At 65.1% G+C, this 16,925-nt stretch carries 14 protein-coding genes and 1 pseudogene; 7 read left to right on the plus strand and 8 right to left on the minus strand.

The annotated features are described in order from the left end of the window. Positions 1 to 327: 327 nt before the first annotated feature. The 3 genes from ydiK to astE form a co-directional block, all read right to left on the minus strand. Complete coding sequence (gene ydiK, locus CDV46_RS23695; RefSeq protein WP_087687813.1) at positions 328 to 1,449, minus strand: AI-2E family transporter YdiK; 1,122 nt, start codon at positions 1,447 to 1,449, stop codon at positions 328 to 330. A 203-nt stretch (positions 1,450 to 1,652) separates the two neighbouring features. Beyond that, positions 1,653 to 3,401 (minus strand): hypothetical protein, encoded by a 1,749-nt coding sequence (locus tag CDV46_RS23700; RefSeq protein ID WP_140413471.1) that lies wholly within the window; start codon positions 3,399 to 3,401, stop codon positions 1,653 to 1,655. Between the two features lie 206 nt (positions 3,402 to 3,607). Next, positions 3,608 to 4,672 carry a succinylglutamate desuccinylase gene (gene astE / locus CDV46_RS23705; RefSeq protein WP_441339360.1) on the minus strand — a complete coding sequence of 355 codons (1,065 nt, stop codon included), beginning with the start codon at positions 4,670 to 4,672 and terminating at the stop codon, positions 3,608 to 3,610. A gap of 282 nt (positions 4,673 to 4,954) precedes the next feature. On the opposite strand from astE, the gene astD reads away from it, so the two are divergent. From astD to CDV46_RS23735, 6 genes are all read left to right on the plus strand, one after another. After that, positions 4,955 to 6,445 (plus strand): succinylglutamate-semialdehyde dehydrogenase, encoded by a 1,491-nt coding sequence (astD, locus tag CDV46_RS23710; RefSeq protein WP_087726064.1) that lies wholly within the window; start codon positions 4,955 to 4,957, stop codon positions 6,443 to 6,445. 69 nt (positions 6,446 to 6,514) lie between these two features. Beyond that, the gene (astB, locus tag CDV46_RS23715; protein WP_087725353.1) at positions 6,515 to 7,876 is read left to right on the plus strand and encodes an N-succinylarginine dihydrolase; all 1,362 of its coding nucleotides are present in this window, start codon (positions 6,515 to 6,517) and stop codon (positions 7,874 to 7,876) included. 43 nt (positions 7,877 to 7,919) lie between these two features. Further along, positions 7,920 to 8,486: an NADPH-dependent FMN reductase gene (locus tag CDV46_RS23720; protein WP_087687808.1), complete on the plus strand. Its 567-nt coding sequence runs from the start codon at positions 7,920 to 7,922 to the stop codon at positions 8,484 to 8,486. A gap of 220 nt (positions 8,487 to 8,706) precedes the next feature. Next, positions 8,707 to 9,009: a DUF1488 domain-containing protein gene (locus tag CDV46_RS23725; RefSeq protein WP_087687807.1), complete on the plus strand. Its 303-nt coding sequence runs from the start codon at positions 8,707 to 8,709 to the stop codon at positions 9,007 to 9,009. Between the two features lie 235 nt (positions 9,010 to 9,244). Then, positions 9,245 to 9,451, plus strand: a complete 207-nt coding sequence (locus CDV46_RS23730; RefSeq protein ID WP_087687806.1) for a DUF2964 family protein — start codon at positions 9,245 to 9,247, stop codon at positions 9,449 to 9,451. Positions 9,452 to 9,753: 302 nt separating this feature from the next. After that, on the plus strand, positions 9,754 to 9,957 hold the full coding sequence (locus CDV46_RS23735) for a DUF2964 family protein (RefSeq protein ID WP_058378411.1): 204 nt from the start codon (positions 9,754 to 9,756) through the stop codon (positions 9,955 to 9,957). A gap of 79 nt (positions 9,958 to 10,036) precedes the next feature. Here the strand turns inward: CDV46_RS23735 and CDV46_RS23740 are convergent. Continuing rightward, positions 10,037 to 10,765 (minus strand): annotated as a pseudogene (locus CDV46_RS23740) (class I SAM-dependent methyltransferase); the annotation flags it as partial. Between the two features lie 318 nt (positions 10,766 to 11,083). On the opposite strand from CDV46_RS23740, the gene CDV46_RS23745 reads away from it, so the two are divergent. Further along, positions 11,084 to 12,451, plus strand: coding sequence for an NAD(P)/FAD-dependent oxidoreductase (locus CDV46_RS23745; protein WP_087725358.1), 1,368 nt, complete (start codon positions 11,084 to 11,086; stop codon positions 12,449 to 12,451). Between the two features lie 64 nt (positions 12,452 to 12,515). Here CDV46_RS23745 and CDV46_RS23750 read toward each other — a convergent pair whose 3' ends face one another. The 4 genes from CDV46_RS23750 to CDV46_RS23765 all read right to left on the minus strand — a co-directional run bounded on the left by CDV46_RS23750 (position 12,516) and on the right by CDV46_RS23765 (position 16,781). Further along, a complete protein-coding gene (locus tag CDV46_RS23750) occupies positions 12,516 to 13,682 on the minus strand; it encodes a methyltransferase (RefSeq protein WP_087725360.1) in 1,167 nt (388 codons plus the stop codon). Positions 13,683 to 13,856: 174 nt separating this feature from the next. Beyond that, the gene (locus CDV46_RS23755; RefSeq protein WP_087725362.1) at positions 13,857 to 15,791 is read right to left on the minus strand and encodes an FUSC family protein; all 1,935 of its coding nucleotides are present in this window, start codon (positions 15,789 to 15,791) and stop codon (positions 13,857 to 13,859) included. Between the two features lie 30 nt (positions 15,792 to 15,821). Continuing rightward, entirely contained in the window at positions 15,822 to 16,472 is a 651-nt protein-coding gene (locus CDV46_RS23760; RefSeq protein WP_087725364.1) for an HAD-IB family hydrolase, read from the minus strand. A 6-nt stretch (positions 16,473 to 16,478) separates the two neighbouring features. Then, positions 16,479 to 16,781, minus strand: a complete 303-nt coding sequence (locus tag CDV46_RS23765; protein WP_140413472.1) for a hypothetical protein — start codon at positions 16,779 to 16,781, stop codon at positions 16,479 to 16,481. Positions 16,782 to 16,925 lie beyond the last annotated feature (144 nt).

Here is a 16,925-nt window from a genome sequence, read left to right on the forward strand (position 1 = left end):
CGTAGCGGAATGCCGCTAGCCTGAATGCGGCACCGCGTCGGCGTGTAGGCCAGCTCGTTGCCGACGCGCCGCAGCAGCGGCATATCGCCCAGCCGCGCGCGCCGTGGCACGCGCAGCGATCGTTTTGCGGGTGTGCGGGTCGTGTTGCTGGGGATTGGGGTAGTTGGCGAAGCGTTGCCCATCTGGTGTCTCCCGACGAAGGTACATGGGAGACATTTAGCCATGAACATGGGCGTCGCGACAGGTTAAGCCGTCCGAAAAACCGGTGACTCAAGTGTCATCGCAAAGGTGCCACCCGACGGCTGTCGAGGGCACCTTCCGACGCCTTCACGCGGGCTTGTCGGCGTCCGCAGCGGGCGATTTCAGCGGTGCGCCGCTGGGGGCCGTAGCCGGACGATTCAGCCCTTCGTTAATCCACGCCATCAGCAGCGTGTAGGTCACGGCGAGGATCACCGGGCCGACAAAGAGCCCGACGATACCGAAGCTGAGCATGCCGCCCAGCACCCCGGCAAGAATCAACGTCATCGGCAGATCGGCGCCTCGCTTGATGAGCATCGGGCGCATGACGTTGTCCAGCATGCCGATGATGACCGACAGCACGAGCAACAGCGTCGCGAGCGTCGGGCTGTCCTGCCAGTAGAGCCACGCCACGCTCGACAGCAGCACCGGGAACGGGCCGATTTGCGCGATACAGAAGACAAACATCAGCGCGGTCAGGAAGCCCGGCAACGGCACACCGGTCACCCACAGGCCGAGGCCCCCCAGCAATGACTGCGTCACCGCCGTGACCACGATACCCAGCGCCACCGCGCGAATCGACATGCCGGCGAGCCTGACGGCCTCTTCGCCGCGATCACCACCCAGCCGGCGGGCAATACGGATCAATGCCCGCGCGGCACGTTCACCCTGCATGAACAGGATGGCCGAGATGATGAGCGTCAAGCCAAGGTGGACGAACAGCAGGCCGACCGAACCGAGCTTCGAGAATGCCCAGGTTGCCCCTTTGACGGCATAGGGCTGCACTTTTGCCACTAACCCGCCGGGACCGGCGGCCGCCAGTGATTGCCACTCTTCGCTGGCGCGTTGCCCGATGACGGGAATGTGCGACAGCCAGTCCGGCGGCATCGGCAACCCGCGCGCACCGATGGATTGCACCTGCTCGCTGATATCGGACGCATGGCCGATGAGCGTGCCGACGGCGGCCGTGAGTGGTGCCACGACGATGACCAACATGCCGAAGATCATGACCGTGGTCGCCAGCCAGCGGCGTCCCCAGAGCCGGCGTTGCAGGCCGACCAGCATCGGCCATGTCGACGCAACGATGGTCACGGCCCAGATGAAGGCGGGCAGGAAAGGTAGCAGTACCCACAACGTGCCGATCATCAGCAGGCTGAGTACCAGGATGATCAGCAGATTTCGGGCGAGTTCGCTCGGCGTCATGGATAGCATAAGCACTCCGGGGTGGGGGAAACCGCGCCGTCTGGCGCGTCAGGCATTGATGTCATACGCAGACTGTACGCCTTGGAAGCAAGATGCCACGCGGGCAAAGGTACGGCAAGTGCGTTGCGCGTGCGTGACTTGGCGCCAGTCTACCGCGCCTCGGGCGGCGGGGGCGCGTGAAGTTTCTGTTGCGCAACGCACTTGCCGTGTCATCAGCAATGCGATCGGTTGTCGTGACCGAGGCTGTCCGGAATGGAGATTACGGTTTCCCGTACGGGTTGGACGCGCGGGGCCGTCATGACGCTGGCGCGTCGTACGTGGGCCAGGTGGTTCGGGTGCGGTGATGGCAGCGGCGCAGCGCTGCGCCAGGGCACATCGGGGGGGGAGTCCGGTGGCGTGGTCGACGGCGATTCGAACACCGAATTGGACGACAGGCTGCTTCGCTGCCAACTGCCTTGCGGCGGCCAGTTGCCGTCTCTCCGGGCCGCGGCTTGCAGTTCGCACTGGAAGCATTGAATGCCTGAGTCGTGCGATCCGGTGCTGGTTCGCGGCGGCTCCTGTGAACCGGTCACCGCAGGGGAGGGCCCGTGTTCGACGTCGGCCGCTTGGCTGCGCTGATCGGGCGCGCGCTGCAAGTAGGCTGTCTTGATGTCGTTGCTTCTCGCTTCGCCCAGCGCGACCTGAAGCAGCCCGCCGATGGCAGCGTAGAGGTAGACGAAGTCCATCTGATTCAGCAGCGTGCGCTCGCCGTTGATAGTCTTGGCACGCGCCGTCACATCGTCGCTCCATTCGATACCGGCAAACGCGAAGGTGAGAAGCGCGCCGAGCAGCGCAGTCGTTCTTGAGCAGAAGCTTTTGGAGAAGCGCTCTCTGAGTGCCGCGCAGAACGACGCGGTTTGCGTGTCGTCCGCCTGATCCATCAGCAAATCGGCGAGATCGGCCTGCAACAGCAGCTCCATCGCAGCATCGTTCTTCGACACCCGAAAGTGATCGAGACTTGCACGCAGCGGCACCCCTACCATCGCGAGCGCGAGTTCCATCGTTGCGTGAACGATATCTTTCCATGGTCCCGCCATGACACTCGGAATTTGACTCTCGATAAGCAACCGCAGCGGATTGCGTATCAGGCCATAGCAGCCCGCGTACGACGCGCAGGACACAATGAGCTCCCGCAATGGGGCGTGCAGGGACGAATTCAGATGCTCCAGTCCGGGGGCCGGTGTCGTTCGCGCCAGCTTTTCCCGCAGCGATGGACAGGCCGTATCGAACAGGGACGCACCGGCAGTATTGGTCAGCATGATGACCAGACCGCTGATAACGTGCATCGCCAGCCTTCCGGCGAGGACGGAACCCACGTAGGGGCCAATAGCCGTCGCGAGTATCGAGGCGAACACGGACCCCACGGCAAAGGGGGCGGCATCGCGACCGATACCCCGGGCCAGGCACAACCACAAACTGTCGGACCGGATGTTCTTAAGAAGTGCCAGAAACTTGGGCGCCACTTGCTCGCAACGCACGCCGCGTTTCGCCAATAGCAGAGCGGTGTTCTGCAAATGAATACGGTTGGCGCTCTCCCAGGGAGGCTTCGGCGTTCGCGAAGGTGCGGGTTCGCCTGTGCTCTCGTTCAGCATTTCGTCCACGTATTTCCAGAAAAACTGGAAAATCCGATCGGCCTCTTTGAGGGTCGCCTGTCCGGGCGCGGAGAAAGCGTTACCGGGCACCGGTTTCAGCGTTCCGCACACATCGAAGTCGAGTTGAACAAAGCGTGCGTCGCTCTGCGCGGCGTGGTATCGGGGGTACGGGACATTCAGCGTTTCGCACAAGTCTTCGGCCAAAAGCGACACGGCGTGTCCTTCCGGTGGCATCGCAATTCGTAGCTCGGCGCGGGACGTGGCGGACGGCCGGTAGGGTTGTGTGGGGAACGGCGCTGTGTAGGGCATGAAGTCGGCGGCCGACGTCACCGGCCCGGCACTCCGGGCCGCACCGGCCGTCAGGCCCTGTAAAAGACGAGAAGCGGGCGATGCTACGCGGAACCGCTCCTCGCGACGACAGCCGGACAGGCGTTTAAAACCGTTAATGCGCGTGTCTGCGTAGGCGGCGCGTGTCACCCGTCACGACACTGCGCGATCGTGTGATCACGCTATCAAGGCATCACGCCGCCATCGTTTCACGCAGGCACCACCATCACCCCCGCGCGCAGCCCATTGGCCACGTTGGGGTTGGGGAAGACGATGCGCTCCACAGGATGCGACACCGTGTAAGTGTTTTCGCCGTCGCGTGCCAGCACAGTACCCGCTGCGTAGGGCGTGAAGTTGGGCGTGTCGGCGGGCACGTCGAGCACGAACGCATTGGTCCGGCGCACGATTTCCGCCGCCACGCGAAAGCGCTGCGCCTGCTTGGTTTCGCCGTCGTCGCGCGCGTCCATCTCGCCCCCCGAAAGCCAGCGTCTCAGCGCGGCATCGATGCCTGCGAAATCCGCTAGACGGTTCTGTCCGAAAGGCTCGACTTTGCCCAGTTCCAACGTGCAACTCTCAGCGCCGAAGCTTGCGCATGTGAAGTACGAGAACGTGACCGACGGCTGATCGGTCAGCATCACCGCGTCGATATCGGCCGCAGCAAGCGTATCGATCCATGCGTCGGTATGCGGCACGTCAACCGTGCTTGGTACGACGGCAAAGCGCGGGAACAGCGAAGCACGGATGGCCGTGTGCATATCCACGTGGCGTCGCGGGCGACGCGTGGCGGTGCCTTCGTCATCCCCCGCGAAATATTGCGCGACGATCACTTCGAGTTCGCGGGCTCGCTGCACGACGGGCGATTCGGCACGTTTGGCGTGGGCGCCCTGGAACAGGCGGTTCAGATCGTATTCGAGATAACGCTTACCGGCGCGCACGGCGTCGGGGTTGCCGAGAATGACGAGCACGCGCTCGCGCAGCGCGAGCCGGCCATCGGCGATGTCGCGCAGAATGCCGTCGACGATTTCGATCGGCGCCGTCTCGTCACCGTGAATTCCGCACGAGAGCACCGCGTCGAAGCGCACGGCTGCCGCAGCGTGGGCGTCGGCGGGGATGAGTTCGAGCACACCTTCGGCGTGCCGCTTCCAGCGCACGCCGCTGGCATCGATCCCTTCGGTCGGTGTCTCGCGAGATTCACGCGCGGCGGGGGCGTCGTCGCGAATGTCGCTGAGCCAATGGCGCAGGGCGGAGCGATTGGCGTCGGTCATAGGGAAAATTTCCTCGGTAGCAACGAATAACAGCCACTCGCGGCGAAACGTCGCCATCACCGGGTTAACGGATAAACGGGCAAACGAGCAGACGCAGCGCAGGCGGCTTTCAACAGATTCGTATTCTATGCGTGTCGATTCCGTGTCGGCAGTGTGACATCGTACAGGCCCGTGCGACGCGGCTTTGCGCGATGTTGCGCGCCGTGCGCAGTGTTCCGGCAGACGAATCCGTGTCATCATGATCCGCATCGCACGCCGCACGATCGGGCGTCGCATCGAGGAATGTCGCTCATGGCGGATCTGTATCTCGAAGGTGTCTGGCGTGCGGGCAACGGCGCTGAATTCCGGTCACTGGACCCGATGTCGGGCGATGTTGTCTGGCGCGGCAACGCTGCTGACGCCGCTGACGTGGACGCCGCCGTACACGCCGCCCGAAGCGCGCAACGCGACTGGTCGCGGCGCAGTGTCGATGACCGTCTGGCGGTGTTGCAGCGGTTCGCCGCCAATGTCACCGCACAGACTGAAACCTTGGCCGACGCCATCGGCCGCGAGACCGGCAAGCCCTTGTGGGAGGCCCGCACCGAAGTAGCGACCATGGCAGCGAAGGTCGGTCACTCGGCGAAGGCCTATCTCGAGCGTACCGGCGAGCGTCGCAGTGCTGCGCCGGATGGCGAGAACGTGGTGCGTCATCGCGCGCACGGCGTGATGGCAGTCTTCGGGCCCTACAATTTCCCGGGCCATCTGCCCAACGGCCATATCGTGCCCGCGCTGCTGGCGGGCAACACGGTCGTCTTCAAACCAAGTGAACTGGCCCCGGGTGTCGCCGAGCGCACGCTGCGCTGCTGGATCGACGCGGGGCTGCCGGCCGGCGTTCTCAATCTGGTGCAGGGCGGTCGTGACACGGGCATATCACTCGCCGCGCATGAGGGCATCGATGGCGTTTGCTTCACGGGCAGTTCGGCCACCGGGCGCGCGCTGCATCGGCAATTCGCCGGTCGACCCGACAAGATTCTGGCGTTGGAGATGGGCGGCAATAATCCGCTGATCGTCGACGTGTCCGCTGAGGCACAGCAGCAGGATGCTGCCGTTCATATCACCGTCCAGTCGGCCTTTCTCTCCGCCGGGCAGCGTTGCACCTGCGCGCGGCGTTTGCTCGTGCCACAGGGGGCAGCTGGCGACGCGCTCATCGAGCGTCTGGCGTTTGTCACGCGACGCATCAGCGTGGGACGTTATGACGCCGAGCCACAACCGTTCATGGGCGCTGTCGTGTCGTTAGCGGCCGCGCGGCAGATGACGGCCGCGCAAGCCGACCTGATGGCGTTGGGGGCCAAGGCCATTTTGCCGCTGGCGCAGCCCGACAGTCGTATCGCGCGTCTCACGCCCGGCCTCATCGATGTAACGGCGCTGGCGGCCCGTGACGCATTACCGGACGAGGAATACTTCGGTCCGCTGTTGCAGGTGCTGCGTTACGACACGTTCGACGAGGCCATCGCACTGGCCAATCGCACGCGATATGGGCTCGCCGCGGGGCTGGTGTCGGACGATCCGGCACGCTATGCCCAGTTTCTTGCCGAGATTCGCGCGGGCATCGTCAATTGGAACCGTCCGACGACGGGGGCAGCAGGTGCCGCACCGTTCGGTGGCATCGGTGCCTCGGGCAATCATCGGCCGAGCGCGTGGTATGCCGCCGACTATTGCGCGTATCCGATGGCGTCGATGGAATCCACCCAAGCGGTGCTGCCCGCGCAGTTGAGCCCCGGGCTGGACTTTGCGGCCGCGTGATTTTGGCTGGGCGACAATCTTCGCAAATTCGAATTCTCTTCACGCTTCTTGCCTCTTCAGGACTTGCTCATGACGCGCATTGCCATCGAAGCCAACTTCGACGGATTGGTTGGCCCCACCCATAACTACGCGGGATTGTCGTTCGGTAACGTGGCGTCGGCGAACAACGCCAACCGGGTCTCGAATCCGCGTGAGGCCGCATTGCAGGGACTGGCCAAGATGAAGGCGCTGGCCGATCTTGGCTACGCACAGGGTGTGTTGCTGCCGCAGGAGCGTCCGTCGGTGGCGTTGCTGCGCACGTTGGGATTCTCCGGCGATGACCACGCGGTGATTCGCGAAGTGGCCAGGACCGCGCCGGGGTTGCTGGGTGCGGCCTGTTCCGCGGCCAGTATGTGGACGGCGAACGCGGCCACGGTGAGCCCGTCGGCCGACACGGCGGATGGGCGTGTGCATTTCACGGCGGCCAATCTGTGCAGCAAATTGCATCGCGCGATCGAGCACGAGACCACCTCGCGCATTCTGCGTGCCGCGTTTCCCGATGAGCGTCGCTTCGCGCATCACGACGCATTACCGGGCTGGCCGTCGCTGGGCGACGAGGGGGCGGCCAACCATACGCGGTTGTGCGGGGCTTACGGCGAGCGTGGCGTCGAGTTCTTCGTCTACGGTCGCGACGATCTCGCCAGCGCCCCCACACCACAGCGATTCCCGGCACGGCAGACGTTGCAGGCGAGTCAGGCCATTGCACGTTTGCACGGGCTTGCTGACGATGCGGTGGTGTTCGCCCAGCAACACCCGGACGCGATCGATGCGGGCGTCTTCCATAACGATGTGATTGCCGTGGGTAACGGCAACGTGCTGTTCTGTCACGAACGGGCCTTCCTCGATCAGGCGGCGGTGTTGTCGACGCTGCGCACGCGGCTTGCCGCGCAGGGCAGTGAGCTTCACGTCGTGGAAGTGTCGAGCGGCGACGTGTCGATGGACGACACGGTCGGCAGCTACCTGTTCAACAGCCAATTGCTCGCGCGTTCGCCGGAGGCGGGCGGTGGCATGCGGCTGGTCGTGCCGCAAGAGTGCCGGGAGCGTCCGGCCGTGTGGCGCTATCTCGAATCGCTGGTGGCGAGCGGCGGGCCGATTCGCGAGTTGCATGTGTTCGATTTGCGCGAAAGCATGCGCAACGGCGGCGGGCCGGCGTGTCTGCGTCTGCGGGTGGTGCTGACGGAAGAAGAGCGCGCGGCGACGCATCCGACACTCTGGATCGACGACGCGCGTTACGCGGTGCTGACCGAGTGGGTCAAGCGCCACTACCGTGACCGGCTGGCTGTGGGCGATCTCGCCGACCCGGCGCTGCTTGACGAATGCCGTACGGCGCTCGATGAACTCACCGCGCTGCTCGGCGTTGGCAGTCTCTACGCGTTCCAGCGGAACGCTTGACGTATTTTTTCGCATTTCTCCCCCAGACCAAGGAGTCGCGTTGATGACCAAAATCGTTGGAGTGTCCGGCAGCCTGCGCAAGGGCTCATACAACACGGCGCTGCTGCATGCCGCCAAAGCGGTGGCGCCCGCCGGCGTTACGCTCGACGTCCACACACTGCACGGCATTCCGCTGTACGACGGCGATGTCGAAGCCAGCGAGGGCATTCCTGCGGCCGTCACCGCGCTCAAGGACGCCATCGCGCAGGCCGATGGTCTGCTGCTGGTCACGCCGGAATACAACAACGGCATTCCCGGGGTGTTCAAGAATGGCATCGACTGGCTATCGCGGCCGCCTGCCGATAGCGCACGGGTGTTCGGCAACAAGCCGGTGGCACTGATGGGCGCATCCCCCGGCGGCTTTGGCACGATCCTGAGTCAGAACGCCTGGTTGCCGGTACTGCGCACCCTGCAAACCACGCCATGGTGGCAAGGGCGATTGCTGGTCTCGCACGCGAACAAGGTGGTGGATGCCGACGGCAATTTGCAGGACGACGCGGTGCGCAAACAGTTGAGTGACTTCCTCGCGGGCTTCGTCGCCTTCGTGGATGGGGTGAAGTCCGGCAAATAACGCGGACGAGGGGTGCGGCGGATAGTTACATTGAATCAGAGAATTAAGTCGATGATTTAATGTAACTACTTCAAGGGAAGACGGGCCTGAACCTTCCTAAATCGGAAGTGACGAACCGATAAGCGAGACGTTTCGCGCATTGGCCAGCGATGCACTATGCTGGATGCAACGTGTCGGCCGACACGTCAATCGCGTCATTTCGCCAACCAGGGGTGCCGCCATGCCAATCAATTTTCCGGAATACGGCCCCGTGTTCAATTACGAAGATCTGACGATCGAGTTCGCCGTACGGGTGAACGGGCGACAGATCGATTGCGCGGTGTCGGCTGAGGCCCTCGAAGACCACTTCGGTGCCTACTCGGCACGGGCCGACGACCTGTTGCATGCATTCGAACACGGGCGAACGGATATCGAAGCGCTGGCCCGGCGCTATCTTTCGATGGGCCTCGTCGGCCCGGTGCTGCTGCGCAGCGGCCACTTTCGCTGGGTGAGGGAAGCCAAGCGGCAAGAGGCTCGCCGCTAGGGCGAACGGCTGCCCACGCCATCGCGCTCACCTCGGCGCACCGGTGGCGGGTTCGGCAGCCGCGCCCGGCAAGGTCACTCACGGCAATGCCGGCCAGTGACCTTGATCCCGGTCAAATTCGGATTTGTATAGGCGTACGACTCAATAGGCTTGCTTTCGGGTTCGGCGTACACTGGTGTTGCCGCTAAAAGCGTTACATCCGCGGTGCCATCGCCGATCACCCTAAGGAGTCGCCATGGGTTCCGAATTCCGCGTCGTTATTGCCTCTATCGCCGCCTTCATGACGCTCGGTGGCGCATTCGCCACCATCCACGGTCTGCTCTACGACCGCTCGCACGTGATGCACGGCGGCGTTGTGACCGTCCTGTTCGGTATCCTTTTCATCGTCGTCATGCTCACGCCGTGGCCGCGCGACGAGGAACGCGAGAAGCAAGGGCAGTAGCGCCTGTTCTGGGCTCGGTTCCTCACCCCCTGACAACTGCCGTGCAAGCCCAGATTCCTGCGGCTGCACTGCCGTCCTAGCGCTTAGCGCTTCGCCAACGGCAGTTGACATTCCAATCATTGGATGTCCCTTTCAGGGCGGTTAACTATTTGGCGTTCGGCGTCCTACACTGGAAACGAGGGACGCCGTCGAAGCCCTCCGACGCTACCCACTCCCCGGAAACGGTTTATCGCCCCCGGGGCGGCACGATCGCCGGAACCTCTTCGCTTCGCAACGGGCGTGGACTCGCTGTGAGGTGACGTATGTGCTCCGATACCCGCGTCGTCATTGCCGCTATCTCAGCGTTCGTGATGCTTGGCGGTATGTTCGCCACGATCCACGGTCTGCTCTTCGATCTCCCCAACATCGCCCACTACGGCGTTGCTTCGGTCATCGTCGGCGCGACCCTGATGGCCACCATGCTCATCCCTTGGGGCGCCCGCGACGAACAACCTGAATCGCGCTGATATCGCGCTGATCGATCACCGCCTCAGGTGAGAAGCCGCCACCCGCTCGGGACGCGGCACGAGCGTGGTATTCGCCCAGACGTGCCCGCAGGCACATGAACGCCGGCGATTCCGACAGTTCGTCAAACAATCGCTTATCGACCGCCGCCATTTCCGGCTGCGGCAGCGGCTCGACCATGCGCTCGATTCGCCAGCCCGCGTCGGCGGCTGCATTGAGAATGCCCGCCAGCGGGCGGCGATATGACTCGACGTACGGCTTCGGCTCGCCAAAACCACTCCAGTACATGCCGAACTTTGTGATGTCGAAGTACGTCCGGTTGCGGCGCGTCCGCTCGTCGATCCAGTCGCGCATGGGATGCCCCATCGACCAGACCAGCGTCGCACCCGGCCGGGCAACGCGAGCAAACTCACGGAACGTCGGCGCCAGATCTTCCACATAATCCAGTGCCAGCGCGCTGACAATGGCATCGAAACGGCTATCGGCAATGCCGGTGAACGGTGTACCCAGATCCTGCACCTCGAACGTGGCTGGCAACCCGGCACAACGCTCGCGCGCCAGTTCGATCATTTCCGGCGTGACGTCGAAACCATGCACGGTCGCGCCTTGCTCGGCCAGCCACGCACTGTTGATGCCGGGGCCACACCCCGCGTCAAGTACCTGCAAACCGGTAACGGGGCCGAGCAATGCGCGCGTGGCAGGGCGCTCGTACAAGGCGTTGTGCGGCTTGGCGACGGCGGTTTCCGAGTAACGCTTGGCGAAGCTGGCGTAGGAGGTACGTCCCATGGACGCTTGATCGTCAGACGACATGTGGGGGCTCCGATGACTGCAATGACATCCCGCAACGGTAAACGGCGGGCTGGGAAAGGCTGATAACGGCGGATATCGATGAGTAACGACGGATAGCGACCGGTAGCGCGGGGTGGAACAACGGCGGGGGAGCGATTGTAACGCGATGCGCGTCGCCCGGTGAAGCCGGTCGCCCACGGGCTGATCGCGGGTTGGTCGCGGGTTGATCGACTTCGCAGCACACGCCGGCGGCCTTCAGCACAGTGGTTCGATATGGGACAATGCCGACCTTCGCCGCACTTCGCGTTCCACTTTCCTTCGCCAACCGACCGATTCCGCATGACTGTACCTGCCGACCCGACGACATTCCCCGCTGCTTTGCCTGCCTCCGGCGCGCAGTTTGCCGACGCAGTCGACGTTGCCGTGATCGGCGCAGGTCCGGCGGGTCTGATGGCGGCGGAGGTGTTGTCGGCGGCTGGCTTTCGCGTCGACGTGTATGACGCCATGCCCTCGGTAGGCCGCAAGTTTCTGATGGCGGGCAAAGGTGGCATGAACCTCACGCATGGCGAGCCCGCCGAGCCGTTTGTGGCTCGTTATGGCGCTCGCGCCGACGCGGTCGGCAGTTGGTTGCGACGCTTCGGCGCCGACGATGTGCGCACGTGGGCACACCGCTTGGGCATCGATACGTTTGTCGGCACGTCTGGCCGCGTGTTTCCGGTGGATATGAAGGCCGCGCCGTTGTTGCGCGCGTGGCTGGCACGGTTGCGGGCCGCAGGCGTGCGGTTGCACGTACGGCATCGCTGGCTGGGGTGGCAGACCGACAACGGAGTCGACAACACGCTCGACGCTGCTGCGACGGCCTTGCAACATCTGCGTTTCGCCACGCCCGATGGCGAGCGTCATGTCAGCGCCAACGCCGTTGTGCTGGCACTCGGCGGGGCGAGTTGGCCGCAACTGGGTTCCGATGCCGCTTGGGTGCCGTGGCTGCGCGATCGCCACGTCGACGTGGCCCCGTTACTGCCGGCCAATACCGGTTTCGAAGCGGACTGGACGCCGCACCTGCGCAGCAAATTTGCGGGGGAACCGGTCAAGTCGGTGACGATGACGCTGCCGGACGGCACCACTCGCCAAGGGGAGTTTGTGATCTCGGAACACGGCGTGGAAGGCAGTCTGGTCTACGCGTTGTCCGCTCCGATTCGCGATGCCATCCTCACGAACGACGGCACTGACGGGACGCATGGCACGCAGGTCTTTCTCGACCTGCTGCCCGACTGGACGGCACAACGCGTTGCCGACGAAGTGGCGCACCCGCGCGGCTCGCGCTCGATGGCGAGTCATCTGCAAAGCCGGCTGGGCATTGCGGGGGTGAAAGCGGGATTGTTGCGCGAGTGCCTGCCGCGCGAGACGTTCAACGATCCGGCGGCGCTCGCCGCCGGTATCAAACGATTACCCCTGACGCTGCTGCGCCCGCGGCCGATTGCGGAAGTGATCAGCAGCGCAGGCGGTGTCCGCCTCGAAGGGCTGGACGATCACCTGATGGTGCGTGCGTTGCCGGGGGTGTTCTGCGCGGGGGAAATGCTCGACTGGGAAGCCCCCACGGGGGGCTATCTCCTCACGGCTTGCTTTGCCAGCGCCTGCGTGGCGGGCGACGGGGCTGCCGCCTATTTAAAGGCTCTCAAGTCGCTGAAGACATCCCCAACGCCCTGATCGTCACGCCCACGCGTTGATGGCATGCCCGATCTCGCAGGAGCGGGCAGCATCACACTCACACTCAGGCCGGACGCACGCCCAGACGCCACAGCGACGTCACTTCGACGCGGCGCGCGGCGTGCAGCGGATCGTTGGCGTCGGCCGTCTTCGGGTGCTTCGGGCGAATATCGTGACGGGCCAGCACGACCAGACCGGCGCCGTGAATCCACGACAGCAAGGTCTCGCGGGTGCGCAGCCCCAGATGTTCTGCCAGATCGGACAACACCAGCCAGCCTTCACCGCCGGGGCTCAGATGGGCGGCGAGCCCGTTCAGGAAGCCCTTGAGCATCTGGCTGTCCGGGTCATAGACCGCATGCTCGATCGGTGCATTGGCCTTGGCGGGCAGCCACGGCGGGTTGCAGACGACCAACGGCGCGCGGCCTTCCGGGAACAGATCCACGTCGGCGATTTTCACCGAACGCTCCAGCCCCAGACGCGCAATATTTTCGCGCGCGCAACCCAGTGCACGCGGATCGCGATCGGTGCCGATCACTTGCTGCACGCCACGGCGTGCCAGCAACGCGGCGATCACGCCGGTACCGGTGCCGATGTCGAACGCGAGCGTCGTGTTCGGCAGCGGTGCCTGTTCGATCAACTGAAGGTATTCACCACGCACCGGCGAGAACACGCCGTACCACGGGTGAATCGTGTTGCCCAGCGCAGGGATGGCTACGCCTTTCTTGCGCCACTCATGGGCACCGATCAGGCCGAGCACCTCGCGCAGCGACGCCACGGACGGTTGTTCGTCGGGCGCGCCCCAGGCTTCGGCACACGCTTCGCGCACATCGGGCGCGCGGCGCAACGGAATGCCGTAGTCGGCGTCGAGGGGAATCAGCACCATGCCGAGAATGCGGGCGCGCTGAGCCTGTGCCATGCGGTGCTTGTGGAACGCGTCGGCCGGGCTGGCAACGACGGGTGCGGCGTCCTTGGCAGACGGCTTGCGGCGTGGGCGATGTGCCGGGCGGTCGACACGGCGCGCCATGGCTTGCATCAACTGACGCGCGTTCTGGTAATCGCCGCGATACAGCAGGGCCGTACCGCCGCAGGCCAAGTGGTAGGCATCGTCGGCATTGACGGTGTCGTCGACGACTTCGACGCGGCGCGGCGGCATCACGCCGGCTTCGGAGCGCCAGCGGGCGGTGACGGGGCGACCGTCTTCGGTCCAGGCGAGCGTCGGGGTAGTGTTCATGCGTAGTCTTCTGAAAAGCGTGGCGGCGCGTGGCGGGGGTGCGGCGGGGGTGTCACAGGGCGCTGTGGAACATCGCACGAGCGCCTTCTGAGGCCACGCAGGTACGCGCCGGAAGTGCGCATTATGCCTGCGTTGGCGATTCGCCGGTCAAAGCGACGCGCCAGCATGCCCCGCTTATGACGCAGTTTTCCCGTCGGCAGGCGGGGTGAACAGCAGCCCGATCGCCTCGCGCAGCGCCTCATCGAGCATTCGGTCGATACCCGGCACCGGGGCGGCCGGCAGGTCTGGCGCGGGGCCACCGTGCCGAAGTACCGCCGCCATATGGGTGAGCACGGCCGCCGCCGGATGGACCGCCGCGTCGTGATCGTCACCATGCGGGACGGTATCGGTGATCGCATTGGCCACCCGTTCCAGCGAGACGAGCGCCGGCCACCAGCGCGCGGCACGACGGCTCACCAGCGGCGGCTCGGATAACGCACGTTGCAGTGCGACGCGGGCATCGTCGAGCGCCTTGTAAGTGGCGCGTCTGGCGGCAAACGCGGCGTCGCCATCGTGCGTATCGGCCAGCGCGGCATAGCGGCCCAGCGCGTCGAGTGCAATGGCAACCCGTTCGTCGAGCTGGCGCCGCTCCCACTTCGCCCACGGCAGATAGCCCACGAGCAGCACGATGCCGCACGCGGCCACGGCGTCGATGAAGCGCGCGAGCGCAATGTCCTGACTCCCCGGCTGCAAGGCACCCATCACCAGCATGAGAATGGGCAACAGCAGCGCGCTGAACAATCCGTAGTTGCGACGCAGTGCCCACGGCAGACATGCCGCGAGGGGAATCAATGCGGCGAAGCTCACCAGACCGTTGCGGTCAATCGCGACGACCGCCGCCGACAGCGCGACCCCGACGATACTGCCCACGCCGCTCTGCAACGCACGCGCAAACACCGAGCCGTAGTTGGGCTTGAAGATCACCACGACGATAAGCGGCACCCAATAGGAGCGTGGCAACTCGGCCACGGCAATGAAGATCTGCGCGACGAGCACGCACAACCCGATGCGCACGAGATAGCGCCACACGTCGGGCCACGGCCACTTCGGCATCCAGCGCGGATGTGCGGGCGCCCGCGCCTGATGGCGCGCAAGTGCCACGAGCGGCGGCTCGGCGGCGTGGACGGCGCCGGTCAGCAAGGGTTCGGCGCGATGCAGTGCAGCCGCCAGCGTAGGCGCATGATTGTCAGTCGCGGCATCGGCTGCGGCATTCACGTTGACCGGCCGGTCGCCGGCAATGCTGCGCGCCATCGCATAGAGGGCACGGCCGAGCGGCGCCGGCAACGGCTGACCGCCCTGCGCCAGCCCGATCACCGCTGCCGTGATGGGTTCTGCTGCCAGTATCTGCGCGGCACGCCGCTCCAGCACATCCCAACCGCTGGTGGTGCTGGCACTGGCCGTCAGCAAGGTGTCGTAGGCCGCCGCAATCGCATTCTCGAGTGAGCGCCGGGCGAGTCGTACACGCGGCGTGCCACTCGCGTCGAGCACGTTGGCCAGTTGCTGATAGATGGCGGCCACGGCGTCGCGCTCGGCGGCGCCCGGGTGCCGTAACCAGTGAATCGCCATGAGCAACACGCTGAAGATGCCCCCCGCCGCCAGCAATAACGGTGCGCGCCACTCGGGCGGCGGCAGCGCGAGCCCCCAGCCGACGATCAGATAGACCGCCCCCTGAAGGGTGGCGGCGGACGCCACATTACCGAACGTGCCGATAAAGCTCAGCAGCAGAATGGCCACTTGCAGCAAGACATGTGCAAGCCAATGGCTTTGCAAGCCGACGTTGTGGATGAGCATGCCCGCATAGAACCCGGCAACGCCCGTCGCCACGGTCAGCAGAATCGAACGGGCGCGGGCGCGGTACGGGCCGGTGCGGTCGCCGGTGATGGCGGGCAGGGCACCTAGTGCAAACAGCGAGGCATTGGCGCCCTGTCCGATCGCAACCCCCACGACCGTCGGAATGGCCACGGATAGCGCCGCATGCAGGGCGTCCCAGCGGGAAAAAGCAACGGGCTCGAGCCGCGCAAGCCGTGAAATCCACGCGACGCGGCGGCCGGGTTCGGGTGTCGTCGGCATGAGTGGGCGCGTCGGCAGGCGGTGACGCGCTCAGGCCACGCCGGGCGGCGTGTCGTCGTCCATGAGCGGCATGAGCTTGCCTTGCCCGCGTATCCACGCGTGGTCGGCACGCTCGGCCATCTCTTTATCGCCGCGACTGTCGCCGTAGGCGAAGAGGACGCGTGGCGGTGCATTGCCCCACCAGGCTTCCAGACGGCGCACTTTCTCCGGCCCCCAGCAATTCGGCTTGGCGAATTCACCGGCAAACCGGCCGTTGGCATCGAACGCCAGCTCGGTACTCAATACGGCGTCAAAGCCGACGGATGCGGCCCACGGGCGCAGATAAAGGCTGGGTGACGCACTCACCAGCACGACGCGGTGCCCCATCGCACGATGCTGGCGCACGCGGGCAAGCATCTCGGGGCGCACCAGCGCGGGCAAGCCGTCGGCGACGAAGCGTTTGGCTTCCGCGTCGAGTTGCGTCTGGGGGCGGGCACCGAGCGCGGCGCGCAGAAAATGCGCCTTGGCCGTGCCGCGATCGATCAGATGGAGTGCCGCACCGATGAGCCATGGCGAAGCGAGCAGGGCGCCGAGCACGAAGCGGGGTGTGCCTACCGTGCGGCGTACGAAGACGCGCAGGCTGTCGGTCGTGGAAATCGTGCCGTCGAAGTCGAACGCGGCAACGATGGAGGCGTCTCGCATGTCAGATCAGCCCGCGCTGAGCGGTGAAACTGACGAGGGCGAGGACGGCGGCGGGGAAGACGGGGGCAGTGCGTGTGCCGGGTGTGCAGACGACGGGGCCGCGCGCGAATCGGCGAAGGCCACCAGATGCGGCCAGCGGGCGCGGGCTTGCTGAGCGCCCACAACGGCCTGTTCGTCGCGATAGGCTGGCAGCACGTCGAACCCGATCGTCTCGCGCAACCGATCGATGTCGGACGGATTGCGACGCTCGATCAGCGCATCGGCCGCTTCGGACATTGCAGTGGAGGGCGAAGTATCGATCTGGCTCATGCCGGGCATTCTATACGGTGCATTGCGAGAACCGCAATTGCCATGGTGACCGGCCGTCCGCGATGACCAGTGTCTGTGCCCGCGACACGACACCCGTGGAGTGGCGCCAGCTTGTAACCGGCACCGAGGCAGGCTAGCATGACG

The sequence above is a fragment of the Pandoraea sp. PE-S2T-3 genome, from assembly GCF_002179965.1.
GTDB lineage: Bacteria > Pseudomonadota > Gammaproteobacteria > Burkholderiales > Burkholderiaceae > Pandoraea.

Coding starts and splice junctions, on each gene's coding strand:
- CDV46_RS23755 (WP_087725362.1), bottom strand. CDS start 15,791: ATGCCGACGACACCCGAACCCGGCCGCCGCGTCGCGTGGATTTCACGG.
- astB (WP_087725353.1), top strand. CDS start 6,515: ATGACGCGCATTGCCATCGAAGCCAACTTCGACGGATTGGTTGGCCCC.
- astD (WP_087726064.1), top strand. CDS start 4,955: ATGGCGGATCTGTATCTCGAAGGTGTCTGGCGTGCGGGCAACGGCGCT.
- CDV46_RS23725 (WP_087687807.1), top strand. CDS start 8,707: ATGCCAATCAATTTTCCGGAATACGGCCCCGTGTTCAATTACGAAGAT.
- CDV46_RS23735 (WP_058378411.1), top strand. CDS start 9,754: ATGTGCTCCGATACCCGCGTCGTCATTGCCGCTATCTCAGCGTTCGTG.
- CDV46_RS23765 (WP_140413472.1), bottom strand. CDS start 16,781: ATGAGCCAGATCGATACTTCGCCCTCCACTGCAATGTCCGAAGCGGCC.
- CDV46_RS23745 (WP_087725358.1), top strand. CDS start 11,084: ATGACTGTACCTGCCGACCCGACGACATTCCCCGCTGCTTTGCCTGCC.
- CDV46_RS23730 (WP_087687806.1), top strand. CDS start 9,245: ATGGGTTCCGAATTCCGCGTCGTTATTGCCTCTATCGCCGCCTTCATG.
- CDV46_RS23750 (WP_087725360.1), bottom strand. CDS start 13,682: ATGAACACTACCCCGACGCTCGCCTGGACCGAAGACGGTCGCCCCGTC.
- CDV46_RS23760 (WP_087725364.1), bottom strand. CDS start 16,472: ATGCGAGACGCCTCCATCGTTGCCGCGTTCGACTTCGACGGCACGATT.
- CDV46_RS23720 (WP_087687808.1), top strand. CDS start 7,920: ATGACCAAAATCGTTGGAGTGTCCGGCAGCCTGCGCAAGGGCTCATAC.
- ydiK (WP_087687813.1), bottom strand. CDS start 1,449: ATGCTATCCATGACGCCGAGCGAACTCGCCCGAAATCTGCTGATCATC.